Origin of the sequence: Yersinia hibernica, assembly GCF_004124235.1 — a bacterium.
Lineage (GTDB): Bacteria > Pseudomonadota > Gammaproteobacteria > Enterobacterales > Enterobacteriaceae > Yersinia > Yersinia hibernica.
On record NZ_CP032487.1, the window covers coordinates 3,676,543 to 3,692,724 of the forward strand.

Here is a 16,182-nt window from a genome sequence, read left to right on the forward strand (position 1 = left end):
TTATTGAATTATTTAGCGGCCTTATGCCGCAATTGCCGCCACTGCCAGCCCCACAACAGCGCTATTGCTAGGGCGAAAATCACGCCAAAGCCAACCCCCACCGCCACCACTGGCACCCCGAGTTTCACCACCACCGAGAACAAGCCCAGCATCAGCAGCATCGCGGTGTTTTCACCGAGATTTTGCACCGCAATAGCATTACCGGCACCGACACTATTTTTACCGCGCTCCTGCAATAAAGCATTAAGCGGAACCACGAAGAAACCGCCTAAAATCCCGATAATAATCAATAGCAAATAGGCCATTGGCATACTGTGTTGCAGGGCGAAAATGGCGACCACAACACCAATCAACACTCCGGCGGGTAGGCAGCGTTTCACCGTTTTTAAGGTGACAAAACGGGCAGCAGCCCCCGCCCCCAGCACAATGCCAATAGCCACCATGGCATTGAGCAATGTTGGAGTGGCGTTATCGGCGATCCCCAGAGCGATTGGCACCCACAGCACCAGCAGGAAGCGCAATGTTACCCCCGCGCCCCAAAACAAACTGGTTCCTGCCAGTGAGAAGCGGGTTTCGCCATCGCGCCATAAAATGCGGCAAGCTGCGAAGAAACTGCCCGTCATAGCGCTTGGCCGCCATGAATGACCTGACCGGGCTGCGGCCAACTGTGGGATAAACAGATTCGCGATCACCGCAATAGCATAGACCAGCGCACATACGCCCAATGCCACGCCCAAGTGCCAATCCGCCAAAACACCGCCCGCCACCGACCCGAGTAAAATGGCGGCAATGGTTGACGCCTCCATCATGCCGTTGGCTTTCACCAACTGCTCGCCGGAGGTGATTTCCCCCAAAATGCCATATTTAGCTGGCGAATAAGCCGCAGCGCCGACCCCCACCAAGCTATACCCCAGAAACGGATTGAAGCCAAAACAGATAACCAGCGCGCCAGCCAGCTTCAAGCCATTTGCCACCATCATGACTCGCCCTTTGGCAAAACTATCGGCAAATTGCCCAACAAACGGCGCGAGAATGATATAAGTCGCGACAAACGCCATTTGCAATATTGGCTGGCTCCAGTCGGGATATAACTGCTGCTTAATGAGTGCCAGGGTGGCAAAAAGCAGCGCATTATCACCAAAAGCTGAGAAAAACTGCGCACAGAGGACGGCAATCATCCCCTTAGACAACAATGGCTTATCGACTAATTCTTGCTGACTCATGCGCTCATCTCCGGGTCTTGCGCCATCTTACTTAACGTCACAAAGTCAGGTTTGCCACTCCCCAGCAGAGGCAAGGCTTTCACCACGCGAATATCACGCGGCACTGACAATTCAGTGACCCCGCTTTCTCGTGCGGCTTTGACTAACTTTTCACGGGTCACTTCGCTGTCAGTGGTAAACAACACCAAAGCTTCCCCTTTGGCGCTATCTGCTTTCGTGGCTGCCGCATGCTGCCCTTGCGGGGAAACACGCAGTGCCAGCTGTTCGACACCCTCCAGTGATACCATTTCTCCGGCTAATTTAGCAAAGCGCTTCATTCGGCCACGAATAGCACAAAACCCTTGCGCATCAATAACCACAATATCGCCGGTGTCATACCAGCCCATTTCCTGCTCACCCTGAGCATTTTCAGCCGATGGCTGCTCCAGCACCCCCGGGTTTTCTACCCGCAAGTAGCCGCGCATAATATTAGGGCCACGTAATTGTAAACGCCCGCCCTGCTCAATACCCGGCACTTGAATCAGTCGGGATTGCATCCCTGGCAGAATGCGGCCCACCGTATTCACTCTTGCCGCCATCGGCACATTAATTGCCACGACGGGGGCACATTCAGTGACGCCATAACCCTCCAGAATACGAATACCAAACTTATCCTGCCAAATTTGTTTGGTGCTCTCCGCTAACTTTTCAGCCCCAGCCACCACATAGCGCAAGCGGGCGAAGTCATACGGATGGGCAAAGCGGGCATAATTGCCCAGGAAAGTGGAGGTGCCAAACAGGACGGTACAGTTACGGTCATACACCAGTTCAGGGACCACCCGATAATGTAGTGGGCTGGGGTAAAGAAATACACGGCTGCCAGTCATTAGCGGTGTGAATAATCCGACAGTCAGGCCAAAAGCATGAAACAGCGGTAGCGACGACATAAAACGGTCCCGCGGGGTGAAATCTGCAATGGTGCGGATCTGCTCGACGTTGGCTAATAAACTGGCGTGTGAATGCACCACACCTTTAGGGTTGCCCTCTGAACCGGAAGTAAACAAAATCAATGCGCTGTCATCTGCCTGTTGGGGCGTCATTGCCCGCCGCGGGCAGCATAAATGGAATAAAATCCATAACTTATCAGCTAACGTGACCGTGTCTTTTAAATCTTCCAGATAGACCCAATTGGCCTCTGAGACCTGTTCAGGCAGATGTGTCAGTTTGCCTTTTTCCAGAAACTGCCGCGAGGTAACAATAGTCTTTAATGAGGCCGCAGTCATGGCGCTTTTTAGGCCCTTAGCGCCCGATGTGTAATTAAGCAGCGCCGGGATTCGGCCTCGCAGTGTGGCACCGAAAATCGCCGCGGCCGTGATAGTGGCATTGGGCAGAAGCAGCCCAACATGCTCTCCCGGGGCCGTAAACCGTTGCAGGATACGGCTGACACCTAAGATTTTCTTTAGCAGCGTTTGATAGCAGTCTTCCTTAAAAGAAATATCTTCGATGCAGGGTTTAAAACTGCCATAGCGCGTTTGGGCTGATAATAGCGCTTCAAAGAGTGTTTCCCGCGGCACAATCGCCATGCGCGCGGCCATCATAATGGCGTGTAAGTGCTCACCCGCCAGCACTCGGCGGTCACGGGCTCGCGCGGCTTGCGGCATCGGTAAGGTGGTGGCGGGCAACACATGAATACTGATTTTCGGGAACCAGCGGACTTTGAGCACATCGCCCAGTCGGCCAAAACGGGTAAATTCCGGCCCTTCCAAACGGACAGGAACAACACAAGCCCCTGATTTTACTGCAACAAACGCCGCGCCATCATAGATTTTCATTAATGAGCCGGTCACGGTGATGCGCCCCTCGGGGAATATCACTACTGGCCTGCCCTGCTCGACCATCCTGACCAAGTGTTTGATTGCCATGGGTTTAGTGGGGTCAAGAGCGACAAAATCCACATAGGGCCGCAGCCAGCGCATATACCAGCTTTCAGTAAGGTTGGAATAGACAGCAAACACCGGTTTTATCGGCAGAAACAGCGCTAATAGAGCACCATCAAGGAAAGAGACATGATTGGGCGTGATAATCAGCTTTTGCTGTGAAAACTGGTCAGTGACACCATCAATGGTGACACGAAATAACCCGCGAAAAAGAGCACGCAGTATGCGATAACCCATGTCTATTTCCCTATAAGTCAATGAACAATGAATAAGAAAGGTGCAAAGAGGATACTATCATTCTGGCGGTTTTTTATGTAGGAGCGCACGGATAATTGGGCGGGGAGGGACAAATAAAAAAAAACCTACGCATCTGCGTAGGTCGGTGTAAATAAAAAACTGGCTTTAACACACAGCGTATGTTGATTATTCACCAATTAATACCTCTGGGATCACTACTGTATCCGTTTCTGTGAAACCTCAGCCAGCAAGCAATCGCAACATTTACGCGCAAAGTGTAACTAGGAGTGAACATTGTCAGTCAGCGGAAAAGGTTTGTAATTCATTGCGGTACATTAGTACAACGCCACCTCAACTAAACAGCTCATCGCATTCGGGCCTTGGGTCAAACGAGAAGTGCCAATATCCAATGTCAGCACGTTCGGATTACCAGATTGCTCCACTTGATGTTGTTTGCCACCAAAGCCGGGGTTAAACCAGGCTCCTGTTGCCATCAAAACCACCCCGCGGGTGACACCATCAGTAATACGCACCCCCGCCAAACAATTGCCGCGTAAATTACTCACTTTAACTTGGCTGCCCTCGGTAATTTCACGGCTGGCCGCATCCAGTGGATGCATCAAGAGTGTTTCGCGGCCCGCGGTTTTGTTCCCCTGAGCTAATGGTGCCGGATCAAGCTGGCTGTGCAGGCGATCCCCAGGCTGGATAGAGATCAAATGTAGCGGCCACTGCTCTGCCTGCGGGGCTCCCAGCCATTCAACCGGCGGCACCCACTGCGGATGTGGGGCAAAATCCTCATATTGATAGCTGGCGATTTTCTCACTGAATAACTCAATTTTGCCACTCGGTGTTTGCAGTGGACTTAGCTGAGGGTCAGCGCGGAAAGCATCAAAGAACACAAACTCCTTCTGCGGGGCGGGTAAATCCACATGGCCTCGCTGCCAGAAAGTATCAAAATCAGGCCACTCCACCCCATGAGGCAACTGTGCGACGCCGCATTCTTGATAAATATGCTTGATCCACGCCATTTCATCGCGCCCCTCAGTGAAGGTCGCGCGATAACCTAGCCGCTCGGCCAAATCGGCAAAAATATCAAAATCATGCCGCGCCTGATGCTGTGGTGCAATCGCCTGATGCATCGCTAATACATAACGATCCCGTGATGAGCCACCGATATCATTACGTTCCAGTGAACTGGTCACCGGCAACACGATATCGGCCATTTTAGCCGCGGGTGTCCACCAGATGTCCTGCACAATCACGGTATCCGGTTTTTGCCAGCCCTCCACCAGCCGGTTCAATTGCTGATGATGGTGAAAAGGATTCCCACCCGCCCAATGCACCAGATGAATATCCGGATAGGTATGGGTTTCCCCCTGAAATTGATATGGCTGCCCCGGTTGCAGCAGCATGTCACAAATACGCGCGACCGGAATAGCTAATCCTGATGGATTTTTCCCCACCGGCATGCTTGGCCCGGGGGTATCAATTCGTGGATTACCGACCCCATTCATTGAACCGTGACCAAAGGAGAAACCGCCACCAGGTAAGCCGACTTGCCCTAACATGGCTGATAACGCGATAACCATCCAGTAAGGTTGCTCACCGCGGTGTGCGCGCTGAACAGAATAAGAGCAGGTCATAAAGCTACGCACACCAATAAGTTGCTGCGCCAACTGACGAATTATTGCCGCCGGGATACCGGTAATTTCACTGGCCCAGTCGGATGTTTTCGCGATGCCGTCATTCACCCCGCGAATATAATCAGCCAATTGCTCATAACCCACACAGTGGCTAGCTAGAAAAGCCCTATCCTCAGCGCCAACTTGCTGAATTTCATACGCCAGCGCCAGCATTAATGCCACATCCGTGTTCGGGCGAATGGGGATCCACTGCGCATTAACAAAATCCGGGCAATCATCTCGCATTGGGCTGATGTTAATCACCGGCGTCCCTTTTTGCGCCAGTTTCTCCAGCCAAGGTTTCAATGAATGCTCCGCCGAGCCACCAGACGATACTTGCGCATTTTTCAGTGCCAGCCCACCAAATGCGATAAACAGTTCACAATGTTCAACCACACTTGGCCAGGAGGTTACTCGGCCAGTCAATGGGCTGAAGGTGCCTATCACATAGGGCAAGAAAAACTGCGCCGATCCCCAACTATAGTTACCGAGCTGGTCGACACCACCACCGCCAGTGAAATAAAAACGCCGGACTAATGAGCGGGCGTGATGTAAACGCCCGGCAGAAGACCAGCCATAGGAGCCGGTAAATAACCCTGAAGGGCCATATTTATCTCTAACACGGCGATTCTCCTCAGCGACTAAATCCAGCGCAACATCCCAGTCCACTTCAACAAAATCTTCCCGGCCGCGTAAAGTTCGATCACTTTTTTCCCGTTGCTGCAACCATGAGCGGCGCACCGCCGGTTTACGAATACGTTGGTCGGAATACACCATTGGCGCAATGGAATCCAATAGTGGCGAAGGGTTGGGATCATCAGCAAAAGGCTCGCAGCGGATTAATTTGCCATCTTCAACAACTGCGGTATAAGCGCCCCAGTGGGCAAGCTGGGGGTAACGGGTGATGGACATGGCTATCTCAGGCAATTAAATAGATCATAAAAGTAACATTTACCCGGCAGTATGCCCAAAGCACAATTTTGACTAAGCAGAATAGTTTTGGACTAAGCTGAAATGTTGTTTTGTAGTGGTGCTCCGGTGCTGCGGCTACCAGCCTCTGTGCAGCATCTCTCCCGGTCTGGCAACTTTATTTGTCGTCAGTCTAGATAATGTACCGAATTTCCTGTTCTGTGGTTTTTTCTCACCAAGTTGCGATCCCCCCCCCTTGCGGACCGCCACGTTTTCCGCAAAACTGAGTGATGTAAGCGATTACCCTGAAAATCTCTGGAAGAAAAATGGCCACTATTAAGGATGTTGCCAAGCTGGCGGGTGTTTCCGTCGCGACGGTATCTCGTGTTATCAATAATTCGCCCAAGGCCAGTGAAACATCAAGAAAGGCGGTCGGTGACGCCATGGAGCAGCTGCAATACCACCCGAATGCCAATGCTCGGGCGCTGGCGCAACAATCCACAGAAACCGTGGGCATGATTGTTTCTGATGTATCAGATCCCTTCTTCGGCTCTATGGTCAAAGCCGTCGAGCAAGTGGCTTATGCCACCGGCAATTTTCTGTTAATTGGTAACGGTTACCATGACGAGGAAAAAGAGCGGCAGGCTATCGAACAACTGATTCGTCATCGCTGCGCCGCATTGGTGGTTCATGCAAAAAAATTATCTGACGAAGAATTGACGTCATTGATGGAACAGATCCCCGGCATGGTATTGATTAATCGCACATTACCGGGCTTTGAAACGCGCTGTGTTGCCTTGGATGATCGTTATGGTGCTTGGCTGGCCACTCGCCATCTGATTCAACAAGGGCATAAGCGGATAGCTATTATTTGTTCCAACCATCAAATTTCTGATGCCATTGATCGCCTGCAAGGTTATCTGGATGCCCTTGAAGAATTTGGTCTCCCGGTTGACGACCGTTTAATTTCCTACGGCACACCAGATGAAATCGGCGGCGAGCAAGCAATGACCGACCTGTTGGGGCGCGGCAAACATTTCACGGCCGTCACCTGTTATAATGATTCAATGGCCGCAGGGGCATTGTCGGTACTCAGTGATAACAGTATTGACGTGCCGCAAGAGATCTCACTGATCGGTTTTGACGATGTGTTGATCTCACGTTATTTGCGCCCTCGCCTGACCACCATTCGCTACCCAGTGGTGGCGATGGCGACACAAGCGGCTCAATTGGCATTGGCGCTGGCCAATAACACCCCGCTGCCCGAAATCACCAATATGTTCAGCCCAACCTTGGTGCGACGCCACTCAGTCGCCAGCCCACAAGCGCCAACAGATGACTGAGGCGCTGGCCCTCCCGCATTAAACGTTCTCTAATGCGATAAGTTCTTCGATGGTTTGGCGGCGGCGGATTAAGCGCGGCTGCCCCTGCTCGAATAAGACTTCCGGTAATAGTGGGCGGCTATTATAGTTTGAAGACATGGATGCGCCATAAGCCCCAGTATCGTGGAAGACCAGATAATCGCCAATTTTACTGGCGGGCAATGCACGAGTTTCAAGCCCGCCGCCCGCTTCTTGAGTAAATACATCCCCTGACTCGCAAAGTGGGCCGGCAACCACAGTATCAATCAGTGGTTCAGCAGCAAGTGCGCGCCCATCAGCCGGCAAGAGCGAAATATGGTGATAACTGCCATACATAGCTGGCCGCATCAAATCATTAAAGCCCGCATCCACCAACACATAGTGGCGACGGCCCATATTTTTCACGGCCCGAACTTGTGCGATTAACACACCAGACTCCGCCACCAGGAAGCGGCCGGGTTCAATTTCAAGGCTAACAGGATGACCCAAATGTGCGGCAATTCTCTCGCGGGCGCGGTTCCATAAACCGTAATAATGCTCGGTATCAATCTCATCATCGCCAAATTGGTATGGAATAGACAGGCCGCCGCCGGCAGAAATAGCACTGATATCCTGCCCCAGCGCGATAACCTGCTGCACCATGGCATCACAGACCTGTTCCAGATGTTGGTAATCCACACCCGAGCCAATATGCATATGAATGCCCACCAGCACTAGGCCATATTGCTGAATTTTTTCAATAGCTTGTGGCAAATCTTCGTGCCAAATACCGTGCTTGCTGTTTTCACCGCCAGTATTGGTTTTCTGGCTATGCCCATGCCCGAAACCTGGATTGACGCGCAACCAAACCGGATGGCCGGGCGCATGTTGCCCTAATTGGTCAAGCATGTCGATGGAGCCCGCATTAACGGGAATATTTAATTCAGTCACCCGCAGTAATGTGGCCTGATCCAGTAAATCCGCGGTGAATACAATCTCAGCAGGTTCCTGTCCCGGCTGAAAACCGGCCTGCAGTGCGCGCTCAATCTCCCCCAACGACACCGAGTCGACTTTGACTCCTTGTGCGCGCATCAAACGCAAAATATGAATATTTGAACAGGCTTTCTGCGCAAAACGAATCACATCAAAATGACGTAATTGATTGATTTTTTGGCTAATGACATCACCATCATAAGCCCAAACCGGGCAGCCAAAACGCGCAGGTAAGGCCATTAGATTTTGGGCAGTCAGTGCCGTAGAGGTATCGTTAAGTGCGCGCGGCATAAGTCTTTCCTAATAATAAGCAACAATATAGGGGGCGAAAATATGGATTTCGCTGATGGGTTATTATTAACAACAGAATGCATGTTAGGAAAATATCTATTTACCCATAGTCTATTCATTTATGATATGGCATAGATGAGATTACCGCCACCGCAGGAGCATTGTGATGCCCGCTATTTCTTTACGACAAATAGAAATTTTTCATGGGGTTATGACCACCGGCAACCTGACTGAAGCGGCATTATTGCTCCAGACATCACAACCTACCGTCAGCCGTGAGTTGGCCCGCTTTGAGCAATTGGTCCAATTGAAACTGTTTGACCGCCTACGAGGGCGTCTTTATCCCACCGTACAAGGCTTGCGCTTATTTGAAGAAGTTCAGCGGTCTTATTACGGGCTTGATCAGATCAAACAAGCCGCCGAAGGGATCCGCCAATTTCAACATGCCCAGCTTTCTATTGCCTGCCTGCCGGTATTTTCACAATCACTGCTGCCCAGTGTGTGCAAACCCTTTATTGACCGCTATCCAGCCGTGAGTTTGAGTGTTATTCCGCAGGAATCGCCTTTATTAGAAGAATGGCTTTCCGCCCAGCGACATGACCTTGGCCTGACAGAAAACACCCAGACACCGGCGGGCACAGTGCGCCATGCATTGATGACGGTGAATGAGGTTTGTGTATTGCCCAGTGACCACCCATTACGGGAAAAAATGATTCTTACACCGCAAGATTTCCAGGGCGAGAATTTTATCAGTCTGTCAGTCACGGACAGCTATCGCCAGCTACTGGATAATCTCTTTGCGGAACAAGGTATTAATCGCAGATTAGTATTGGAAACTCACAGCGCAGCATCAGTTTGCGCGATGGTGCAGGAGGGGGTGGGGGTGTCAATTGTTAACCCATTAACTGCACTGGATTATATCGGTAAAAAAGGGGGAGACGGTGTTTGCGTACGGCCATTTAGTGTAGAAATTCCTTTTACTATCAGCCTAATACAACCAATCCACCGCCCATCATCAAGTTTGGTCGATACTTTTATCGAGCATTTGAAACAGCAGGCAATCACCTTCCAACAACGCCTAGCGGCGGTGATTGCCCAACAATATTAATTTGATATTTAAGCTGATGTGACCTTACTGGCGCTTGCGCGCGAAAAGGTAAACAGGCATAGCAGTAACCCCATCATCGCCAGTGCGGCGGCAGCCAGCGGGACTGCCGTCAATCCCAATCCTTGAGTAATCACCACGCCGCCGACCCATGCCCCCAGCGCATTGCCCACATTAAAGGCCGCAATGTTCAGTGTTGAGACCAAGTTAGGCGCTTTTTTGCCGTAAGTGACTACATTAATTTGCAAGGCAGGTACGGCAGAGAATGCCGCAGCAGACCATAAAAATAGTGTCACTTCCGCTGCTAATAATGAGTAGCTGGTCCAACTAAATAGGGCGGAAAATATTGCAATGAGTAAGAATGTCATCGTCAGACTCACAGATAAGCGCCAATCGGCCAGTCGCCCGCCAACAATATTCCCCAACGTCAGACCCACCCCCATCAACAATAATGTCCAGCTGACCCCGTGTTCAGAAACCTGAGTTACTTCAGTCAAAATTGGCGCGATATAAGTAAAGAGAGCAAACATGGCGGCGGCAAAAAAGACCGTCATCAGCAAAGATAACCAGATACCGCCACCGCGCAATGCTGCAATTTCCTTACGTAACTCGGTCGGGGCTTCCTCTTGAGCAGAGGGCAACTTGCGATAAAGTGCGGCCAATGAGAATAAGCCGATAACTGAAACAACCCAGAATGTCGAGCGCCAGCCAAAAGCTTGCCCCAAAGCGGTGCCCAAAGGTACGCCCAGCACATTGGCAAGTGTTAGGCCGGTAAACATCAACGCCACCGCAGATGCCCGTCGATTCGGAGCCACCAAATTCGCGGCAACCACGGCACCAATACCAAAAAAGGCCCCATGGCTCAACGCCGTAATAACCCGAGCTAACATCAGGAAGTCATAACTGTATGCCAGCGCACACATCAGGTTACCGACAATAAAAATCACCATTAATAACAACAGTGTCTTTTTACGCGGTAATTTGGCCGTCACAACAGCCATAATAGGTGCGCCGATAGCAACTCCCAGCGCATAGCCGCTGATTAGCCAACCCGCGGTTGGAATCGAGATGTGCAAATCACCCGCCACTTGGGGCAACAACCCCATAATGACAAACTCAGTGGTACCAATAGCGAAAGCACTCAGTGCTAATGCCAACAGCGCAACAGGCATATTAAAGCTCCCAGTCAGACAATATCTCCCCGTGGGGGACAACGGACAGATCAAATTATTGCCAGTCATAATGAATTAACCGGCACATGGTAGTGAGTAGCAAAGCAAAAATGGAGCAGATTGCCGAGTATTCCAGCAATAACCCTAAAGTTTATAATTAGTTAATTTCTTAACTTGCGATACCCATCGATTTCAATCTGACGAGTATAAATAGAAATAGCATGAGTTGATGAATAATGACTAGTAATGAACTAAGTTATAACTAGCCTGATAAGTAATTTCTCCTAATTTCTGGCGATAACCTAATGAAACAAAATATAAATTCGCGCCATCGCTGATGATAAAAATATGTTTGTGAATGTTACGGCACATCATTCTTACTCTCATGGTGCATATGCAAGCCGCTCACACGCGGTGGTGTCAAATAGGTAGCGGGTGGCTGGCAAACCACTCTACCAAAAAATCTAGCATCGACCTTAATGTGGCCGGCATTTGTCGGCGCGAAGTATAAATACCATAAATTCCCATCGCCTGTGGCTGATAATCTGGCAATAATCTTATTAACTCCCCACTGGCAATATAAGGTGCAGCGGAATAACTGGGCTGCAAAGTGACACCAGCTCCCTCTAATGCGCCACTGAGCAAAACGACTGATTCATTGGCGCTTAGATTTCCCCCTACCGCTACAGATGATTTAACGCCCTGCTGCTCAAAGTGCCATAAACTTTTACCAAAATAGGAGTAGGTCAGGCAGTTGTGGACGGCCAAGTCTTGCGGATGTTTTGGGACTCCCTTGGCGGATAAATAATCTGGCGCGGCACAAACAACTGAATAACAAGTCGAAAGCCGACGAGCAATTAAGTTGGGGTCTAAATCATTAGTAATGCGCAATGCCAAATCAATGCGCTCTTCCACCAAATTGACTGCCCGGTTATTCATTTGTAAGTCCACTGCAACTTGTGGATGACGGCGTAAATAGTCTGTGACGGCAATTACCAATGCACTTTGTCCGAGAGACTGAGAACAGCTCAGACGCAACAAACCGCGCAATTCATCATTTTCCTGCCCCGCAATTGAATCCATCTCCTTAGCAAATTCAAGCATATGCCGGCAACGTGCTAAGGTCGCCTCACCAGCATGAGTCAGACTCAATTTTCGGGTTGTCCGATGCAATAAACGCGCCCCTGCCCATTGCTCCATCTCGGCCAAGTAACGGGTCACCATTGCCCGCGACATCTCCAAGGCCTCGGCGGCGGCAATCATACTGCCCCGCTCGACAATGGCGACAAAAACCTCAGCTGCCGTGATCCTATCCATGATTAGCTCGATTTAAGCAACAAACAATTGCCTATTATCGGGTTTTTCTATCGAAATAAGCAATCTATTATCTACGCCATACCCAGTCACTCACAGGAAAATGAACATGCCAAATAAAACTCTATTGCCAGTGGCCTTTGCTAGCCTGACAGCTTTCGCTGCTATATCAACGGCTAATGCTGCTGAACAACTCAAAATGGAAGTCTATAACCCGGGAGAAAAAAGCATCTTCCCTGTTTCCTCTGAAATTATCAGCGGTAAAACGGAAGTCGCGCTGATTGATGCACAATTTCAGCGTAATGATGCCGAAGTGTTGGTAAAGAAAATTCAGCAAAGTGGCAAAAAACTGACCACGATTTATATCAGTCAGGCAGACCCAGATTTCTATTTCGGCTTGGATGTTATTACCAAGGCATTTCCACAAGCCAAGGTAATCGCAACACCGCAAACTATTGAAGAAATTAAAGCCACTAAAGACGGGAAAATAGCTTACTGGGGGCCAATTTTGAAAGAAAATGCCCCGACACAAATCATTGTGCCGCAAGCACTACGTGGTAATAGTTTTACGGTTGACGGGCAAAAAATTAATGTCGAGGGCTTAGATGGGCCATCACCCGAAAAAACCTTTGTCTGGATCCCATCATTAAAAGCCGTGGTCGGGGGAGTTGCCGTTTCAGGTAATATTCATTTATGGGTTGCAGATACTCAGACCGCCGAATCACGCCAGAACTGGCTGACAACACTGGAAAAAATCAAAGCCTTACAACCCGTCACTGTTGTTCCGGGGCATTATCTTGATAACGCACCACAAACATTAGAATCAGTGACCTTCACTCAACGCTATTTGACGACGTTAAATACAGAGATTCCTAAAGCAAAAGACTCTACAGCACTGATCGCCACGATGAAAAAACATTATCCTGAGCTGAAAGATGAATCCAGCCTGGAATTAAGCGCTAAGGTGCTTAAAAATGAAATGAAATGGCCGCAATAAAAGCCATTAATATTAATCGTCACTAAGTTTTTACATCATAAAGATAATCGAGGAAGAAATAATGACCGCCACAAAGTTACATTACATTTATGATCCACTCTGTGGCTGGTGTTACGGTGCTGCGCCACTGGTACAAGCCGCACAAAAAATTCCTAATCTTTTACTGGTATTACACGGCGGCGGAATGATGTCTGGCGAGAATCGTCGCCAGATAGATAGCCAATGGCGCGGTTATGTTATGCCTCATGACCTACGTATTGCACAGCTTACTGGGCAAACTTTTGGCGACAATTATTTTAATAATTTACTGAATGACACTTCGGCAATAATGGATTCCACTCCACCTATTGCCGCTATCCTGGCGGCCGACAAACTTGCCGCCCGAGGTGCAGAAATGCTGCATCGCATCCAGCACGCACATTATGTTGAAGGCCGCCGTATCGCTGAGGTACCGGTATTAACAGAACTCGCGACAGAAATGGGATTAGATAGTGACTCATTTATTAATGCCTACAGTACAGCTCTGGCGACATCCAGCCAACATATTGCTGAAAGCCGTACATTACTTGCTCAAGTACATGGCCACGGTTTCCCTACCTTTGCACTGGAAGACCAGCAGGGGAAAATAGTGCCCCTGCCTGCCAGCAAGTATTATGGAAACCCGTCTGGCTGGCGTGACTGGCTAAAAAGTATTATGGCACATTAAAAACTAACCTTGGCCTCATCATTAATATACTGAAGAGGCCATATAGCAACTGGTAAACAACAGCCGGCCACCTTAGTGATGATTAATATATCAATATTACTCGTCGAAGATGACAGATATACTTCAATCAATAGCATGCTTATCAATACGAGTCAGTAAACGTAAACTATTAACAGGATGCCCCTGAGATTGTTCCAGCAGCAGAGTATTATCATTTAAGCGGTAGAAAATAGGATGGCTTACAGCATAAGGTGTATTTAGGAAGTCACATAAATAGCGTTCTTTACCATTTTCAACAGATAAAGATAATACTTTACCGACAAAAATATTCTTCTTAGTATCTACTACATTAAAAACAATATTACGCCTGGCCTTAACACAATCATTCTCATCATATACATCCGCAGATGAATCTATTTTTCTTCTGATCACACTAACTCTTGAATGAACATGATAAATCTCCGGCACATTTTTAAAATCATAATTAACCTCCCAGTACCCCTCAATATCTTTCATTGGATGTATATAAGCATAAAAACATCCAAGTCCATATCCCCCACCCACCCCAAGGAAAATACCCAAGCACAATGTCTGTGTTATTTTTTTTCGCATGCTAGTACCCCAGTCTGGTATTTACAAGCAGTATATTCACCATTCTTTTGCTTTTTTAAAAAGACATAAGGATGTTTATTATAAGAAGATAAAAAATTCTTATCACTGATCTCACTTAAGTTCACTAGGATCGGTAGTTTTTTAACACTAATAATATTTACCTGATAGCTGTAAGATGTAATATAGAATGATACAAATAGACAAAGACAAAAAACTGTAAAAATAGCAATTTTCCCTAAAACGGGAATAGATCTAGAAGGTGATTTAATAATTCTATCTTTAGAACTATTTGAGATATTAACATTAGTTAGTTGCGAGTCTGTTGCTGTTACCTGAACCGTAAAATCAGGTTTAATACCAATACAATATCCTTTTTTGGGGATAGTAATAACTAGCTCATGCTCTTTATCATCCAGAGCATTGCGCAAATTACTAATGGTTTGTGTTAATGTATTATCGGTAAGGTAACTTCCCTTCCATACTTTCTCTTCAATATCCTCACGAGAAAGAGCAGTTGGGTAGTGAGAGCATAGCAAGGATAATATCTCTGATTCTTTATTTCTTATCTTGACTATCCTACCCATTTTACTAAGAGTTCTTTTCAATGGAGTAAAAATAATATCCCCTATAATTATTTCATTCATTCCATTACTCTCACTCAAAAATATAGCTTGAGAAACTAACAGAAATAACAACATGAGACCTTAACTTAAACGAATGAAAAAACAAAAAATAACAATTCCATCAAAAGTCAAAAGATAGAAAAAAACAAAATCACAAAATCTATCAATAAAAATCAAAAAATAATAAAAGCGTAACCCCAAAATATTTAATGGAAAATAAATCATTAATTATTGAAGCAATAAATTAATATACTCACCTAAAAAAAGATATCCAACTCCGGCTAAAGAGATATAAGGGCCAAAAGCTATATAATCTATTTTCTTATTAAGAAAAAAATTAGTAATAATGTATGCAGTAATACCAAAAAAAGAAGAAAAAAAGACTAAATAAGGTATGGAGGTTATGCCAAACCAAGCGCCTAAGGCTGCCATTAGCTTAAAGTCCCCATATCCCATCCCCTCAACATTCTTGAAAAATTTAAATATAAAATAGGGTAACCATAAGAATATATACCCCATTGCTGCCCCAAGGACAGAAAATGATAATGTTGAAAAAGTATTATTTATATTAAGGATGAGTCCACACCATAGCAATGCCAACGTAATACAATCGGGAAGAAGATAATGTTCTAAATCGATAAAGGTCAAAACAATAAGAGACCAAACTAATAATAGGCTGCAAAAAACTAAGTAAGTATCTTTCACAACAAAAACAGTAGTCAATGTTGAAATAGCCGTCAAGAGTTCGACACACACATATCGAGGGTTTATTTTCTGATGACAACATTCAGTCACACCACGCAAAAGCAACCAACCGAATAAAGGAATGTTGTATCTAAGCGGTAAATTTTTATAACAGTCCGGACAGAAAGATCTTGGAAAAAATAAATTAAACCTACTTTTTAAAATATGGGATTCTCTATTATTTACTCTATCCTTAGGATCGATATCAAGAATCATAATAGGAAGGCGATAAATAATAACATTTAAAAAGCTCCCAACACATAGCCCAACTACGGAGTAAAATAAAAAACAACTTAAATAATCCATATCAAAAATCAT

At 47.3% G+C, this 16,182-nt stretch carries 13 protein-coding genes; 4 read left to right on the forward strand and 9 right to left on the reverse strand.

Translation table 11 applies throughout. The annotated features are described in order from the left end of the window. Positions 1-8 precede the first annotated feature (8 nt). From lplT to D5F51_RS17320, 3 genes are all read right to left on the reverse strand, one after another. Entirely contained in the window at positions 9-1,223 is a 1,215-nt protein-coding gene (lplT, locus tag D5F51_RS17310) for a lysophospholipid transporter LplT (RefSeq protein ID WP_129198079.1), read from the reverse strand. Beyond that, a complete protein-coding gene (gene aas / locus D5F51_RS17315; RefSeq protein ID WP_129198081.1) occupies positions 1,220-3,376 on the reverse strand; it encodes a bifunctional acyl-ACP--phospholipid O-acyltransferase/long-chain-fatty-acid--ACP ligase in 2,157 nt (718 codons plus the stop codon). Before aas ends, lplT begins: the two co-directional genes overlap by 4 nt. A gap of 335 nt (positions 3,377-3,711) precedes the next feature. Beyond that, the gene (locus D5F51_RS17320) at positions 3,712-5,970 is read right to left on the reverse strand and encodes a molybdopterin guanine dinucleotide-containing S/N-oxide reductase (RefSeq protein ID WP_129198083.1); all 2,259 of its coding nucleotides are present in this window, start codon (positions 5,968-5,970) and stop codon (positions 3,712-3,714) included. A 323-nt stretch (positions 5,971-6,293) separates the two neighbouring features. On the opposite strand from D5F51_RS17320, the gene galR reads away from it, so the two are divergent. Next, complete coding sequence (gene galR, locus D5F51_RS17325; protein ID WP_025377198.1) at positions 6,294-7,310, forward strand: HTH-type transcriptional regulator GalR; 1,017 nt, start codon at positions 6,294-6,296, stop codon at positions 7,308-7,310. Positions 7,311-7,328: 18 nt separating this feature from the next. On the opposite strand, the gene lysA is transcribed toward galR, so the two are convergent. After that, positions 7,329-8,591, reverse strand: a complete 1,263-nt coding sequence (gene lysA, locus D5F51_RS17330) for a diaminopimelate decarboxylase (protein ID WP_087768756.1) — start codon at positions 8,589-8,591, stop codon at positions 7,329-7,331. A gap of 166 nt (positions 8,592-8,757) precedes the next feature. Between lysA and D5F51_RS17335 the strand changes: the two genes are divergently transcribed. Beyond that, complete coding sequence (locus tag D5F51_RS17335) at positions 8,758-9,699, forward strand: LysR family transcriptional regulator (protein WP_129198085.1); 942 nt, start codon at positions 8,758-8,760, stop codon at positions 9,697-9,699. Positions 9,700-9,707: 8 nt separating this feature from the next. On the opposite strand, the gene D5F51_RS17340 is transcribed toward D5F51_RS17335, so the two are convergent. Beyond that, positions 9,708-10,868: an MFS transporter gene (locus D5F51_RS17340; protein WP_129198087.1), complete on the reverse strand. Its 1,161-nt coding sequence runs from the start codon at positions 10,866-10,868 to the stop codon at positions 9,708-9,710. A 420-nt stretch (positions 10,869-11,288) separates the two neighbouring features. After that, the gene (locus D5F51_RS17345; RefSeq protein ID WP_025377194.1) at positions 11,289-12,185 is read right to left on the reverse strand and encodes a LysR family transcriptional regulator; all 897 of its coding nucleotides are present in this window, start codon (positions 12,183-12,185) and stop codon (positions 11,289-11,291) included. A 106-nt stretch (positions 12,186-12,291) separates the two neighbouring features. Here D5F51_RS17345 and D5F51_RS17350 point away from each other — a divergent pair, with 106 nt between their 5' ends. Together D5F51_RS17350 and D5F51_RS17355 are read left to right on the forward strand one after the other, a co-directional pair. Then, entirely contained in the window at positions 12,292-13,179 is an 888-nt protein-coding gene (locus tag D5F51_RS17350) for an MBL fold metallo-hydrolase (RefSeq protein ID WP_129198089.1), read from the forward strand. Between the two features lie 61 nt (positions 13,180-13,240). Next, the gene (locus D5F51_RS17355) at positions 13,241-13,885 is read left to right on the forward strand and encodes a DsbA family protein (RefSeq protein ID WP_129198091.1); all 645 of its coding nucleotides are present in this window, start codon (positions 13,241-13,243) and stop codon (positions 13,883-13,885) included. Between the two features lie 123 nt (positions 13,886-14,008). Here D5F51_RS17355 and D5F51_RS17360 read toward each other — a convergent pair whose 3' ends face one another. From D5F51_RS17360 to D5F51_RS17370, 3 genes are all read right to left on the reverse strand, one after another. Then, positions 14,009-14,497 carry a hypothetical protein gene (locus tag D5F51_RS17360; RefSeq protein ID WP_129198093.1) on the reverse strand — a complete coding sequence of 163 codons (489 nt, stop codon included), beginning with the start codon at positions 14,495-14,497 and terminating at the stop codon, positions 14,009-14,011. After that, positions 14,482-15,141 carry a winged helix-turn-helix domain-containing protein gene (locus D5F51_RS17365; RefSeq protein ID WP_129198095.1) on the reverse strand — a complete coding sequence of 220 codons (660 nt, stop codon included), beginning with the start codon at positions 15,139-15,141 and terminating at the stop codon, positions 14,482-14,484. The genes D5F51_RS17360 and D5F51_RS17365 overlap by 16 nt, the downstream gene beginning before the upstream one ends. A gap of 207 nt (positions 15,142-15,348) precedes the next feature. After that, positions 15,349-16,182: a prepilin peptidase gene (locus D5F51_RS17370; RefSeq protein WP_129198097.1), complete on the reverse strand. Its 834-nt coding sequence runs from the start codon at positions 16,180-16,182 to the stop codon at positions 15,349-15,351.

Coding starts and splice junctions, on each gene's coding strand:
- lplT (WP_129198079.1), bottom strand. CDS start 1,223: ATGAGTCAGCAAGAATTAGTCGATAAGCCATTGTTGTCTAAGGGGATG.
- aas (WP_129198081.1), bottom strand. CDS start 3,376: ATGGGTTATCGCATACTGCGTGCTCTTTTTCGCGGGTTATTTCGTGTC.
- D5F51_RS17320 (WP_129198083.1), bottom strand. CDS start 5,970: ATGTCCATCACCCGTTACCCCCAGCTTGCCCACTGGGGCGCTTATACC.
- galR (WP_025377198.1), top strand. CDS start 6,294: ATGGCCACTATTAAGGATGTTGCCAAGCTGGCGGGTGTTTCCGTCGCG.
- lysA (WP_087768756.1), bottom strand. CDS start 8,591: ATGCCGCGCGCACTTAACGATACCTCTACGGCACTGACTGCCCAAAAT.
- D5F51_RS17335 (WP_129198085.1), top strand. CDS start 8,758: ATGCCCGCTATTTCTTTACGACAAATAGAAATTTTTCATGGGGTTATG.
- D5F51_RS17340 (WP_129198087.1), bottom strand. CDS start 10,868: ATGCCTGTTGCGCTGTTGGCATTAGCACTGAGTGCTTTCGCTATTGGT.
- D5F51_RS17345 (WP_025377194.1), bottom strand. CDS start 12,185: ATGGATAGGATCACGGCAGCTGAGGTTTTTGTCGCCATTGTCGAGCGG.
- D5F51_RS17350 (WP_129198089.1), top strand. CDS start 12,292: ATGCCAAATAAAACTCTATTGCCAGTGGCCTTTGCTAGCCTGACAGCT.
- D5F51_RS17355 (WP_129198091.1), top strand. CDS start 13,241: ATGACCGCCACAAAGTTACATTACATTTATGATCCACTCTGTGGCTGG.
- D5F51_RS17360 (WP_129198093.1), bottom strand. CDS start 14,497: ATGCGAAAAAAAATAACACAGACATTGTGCTTGGGTATTTTCCTTGGG.
- D5F51_RS17365 (WP_129198095.1), bottom strand. CDS start 15,141: ATGAATGAAATAATTATAGGGGATATTATTTTTACTCCATTGAAAAGA.
- D5F51_RS17370 (WP_129198097.1), bottom strand. CDS start 16,182: ATGATTTTTGATATGGATTATTTAAGTTGTTTTTTATTTTACTCCGTA.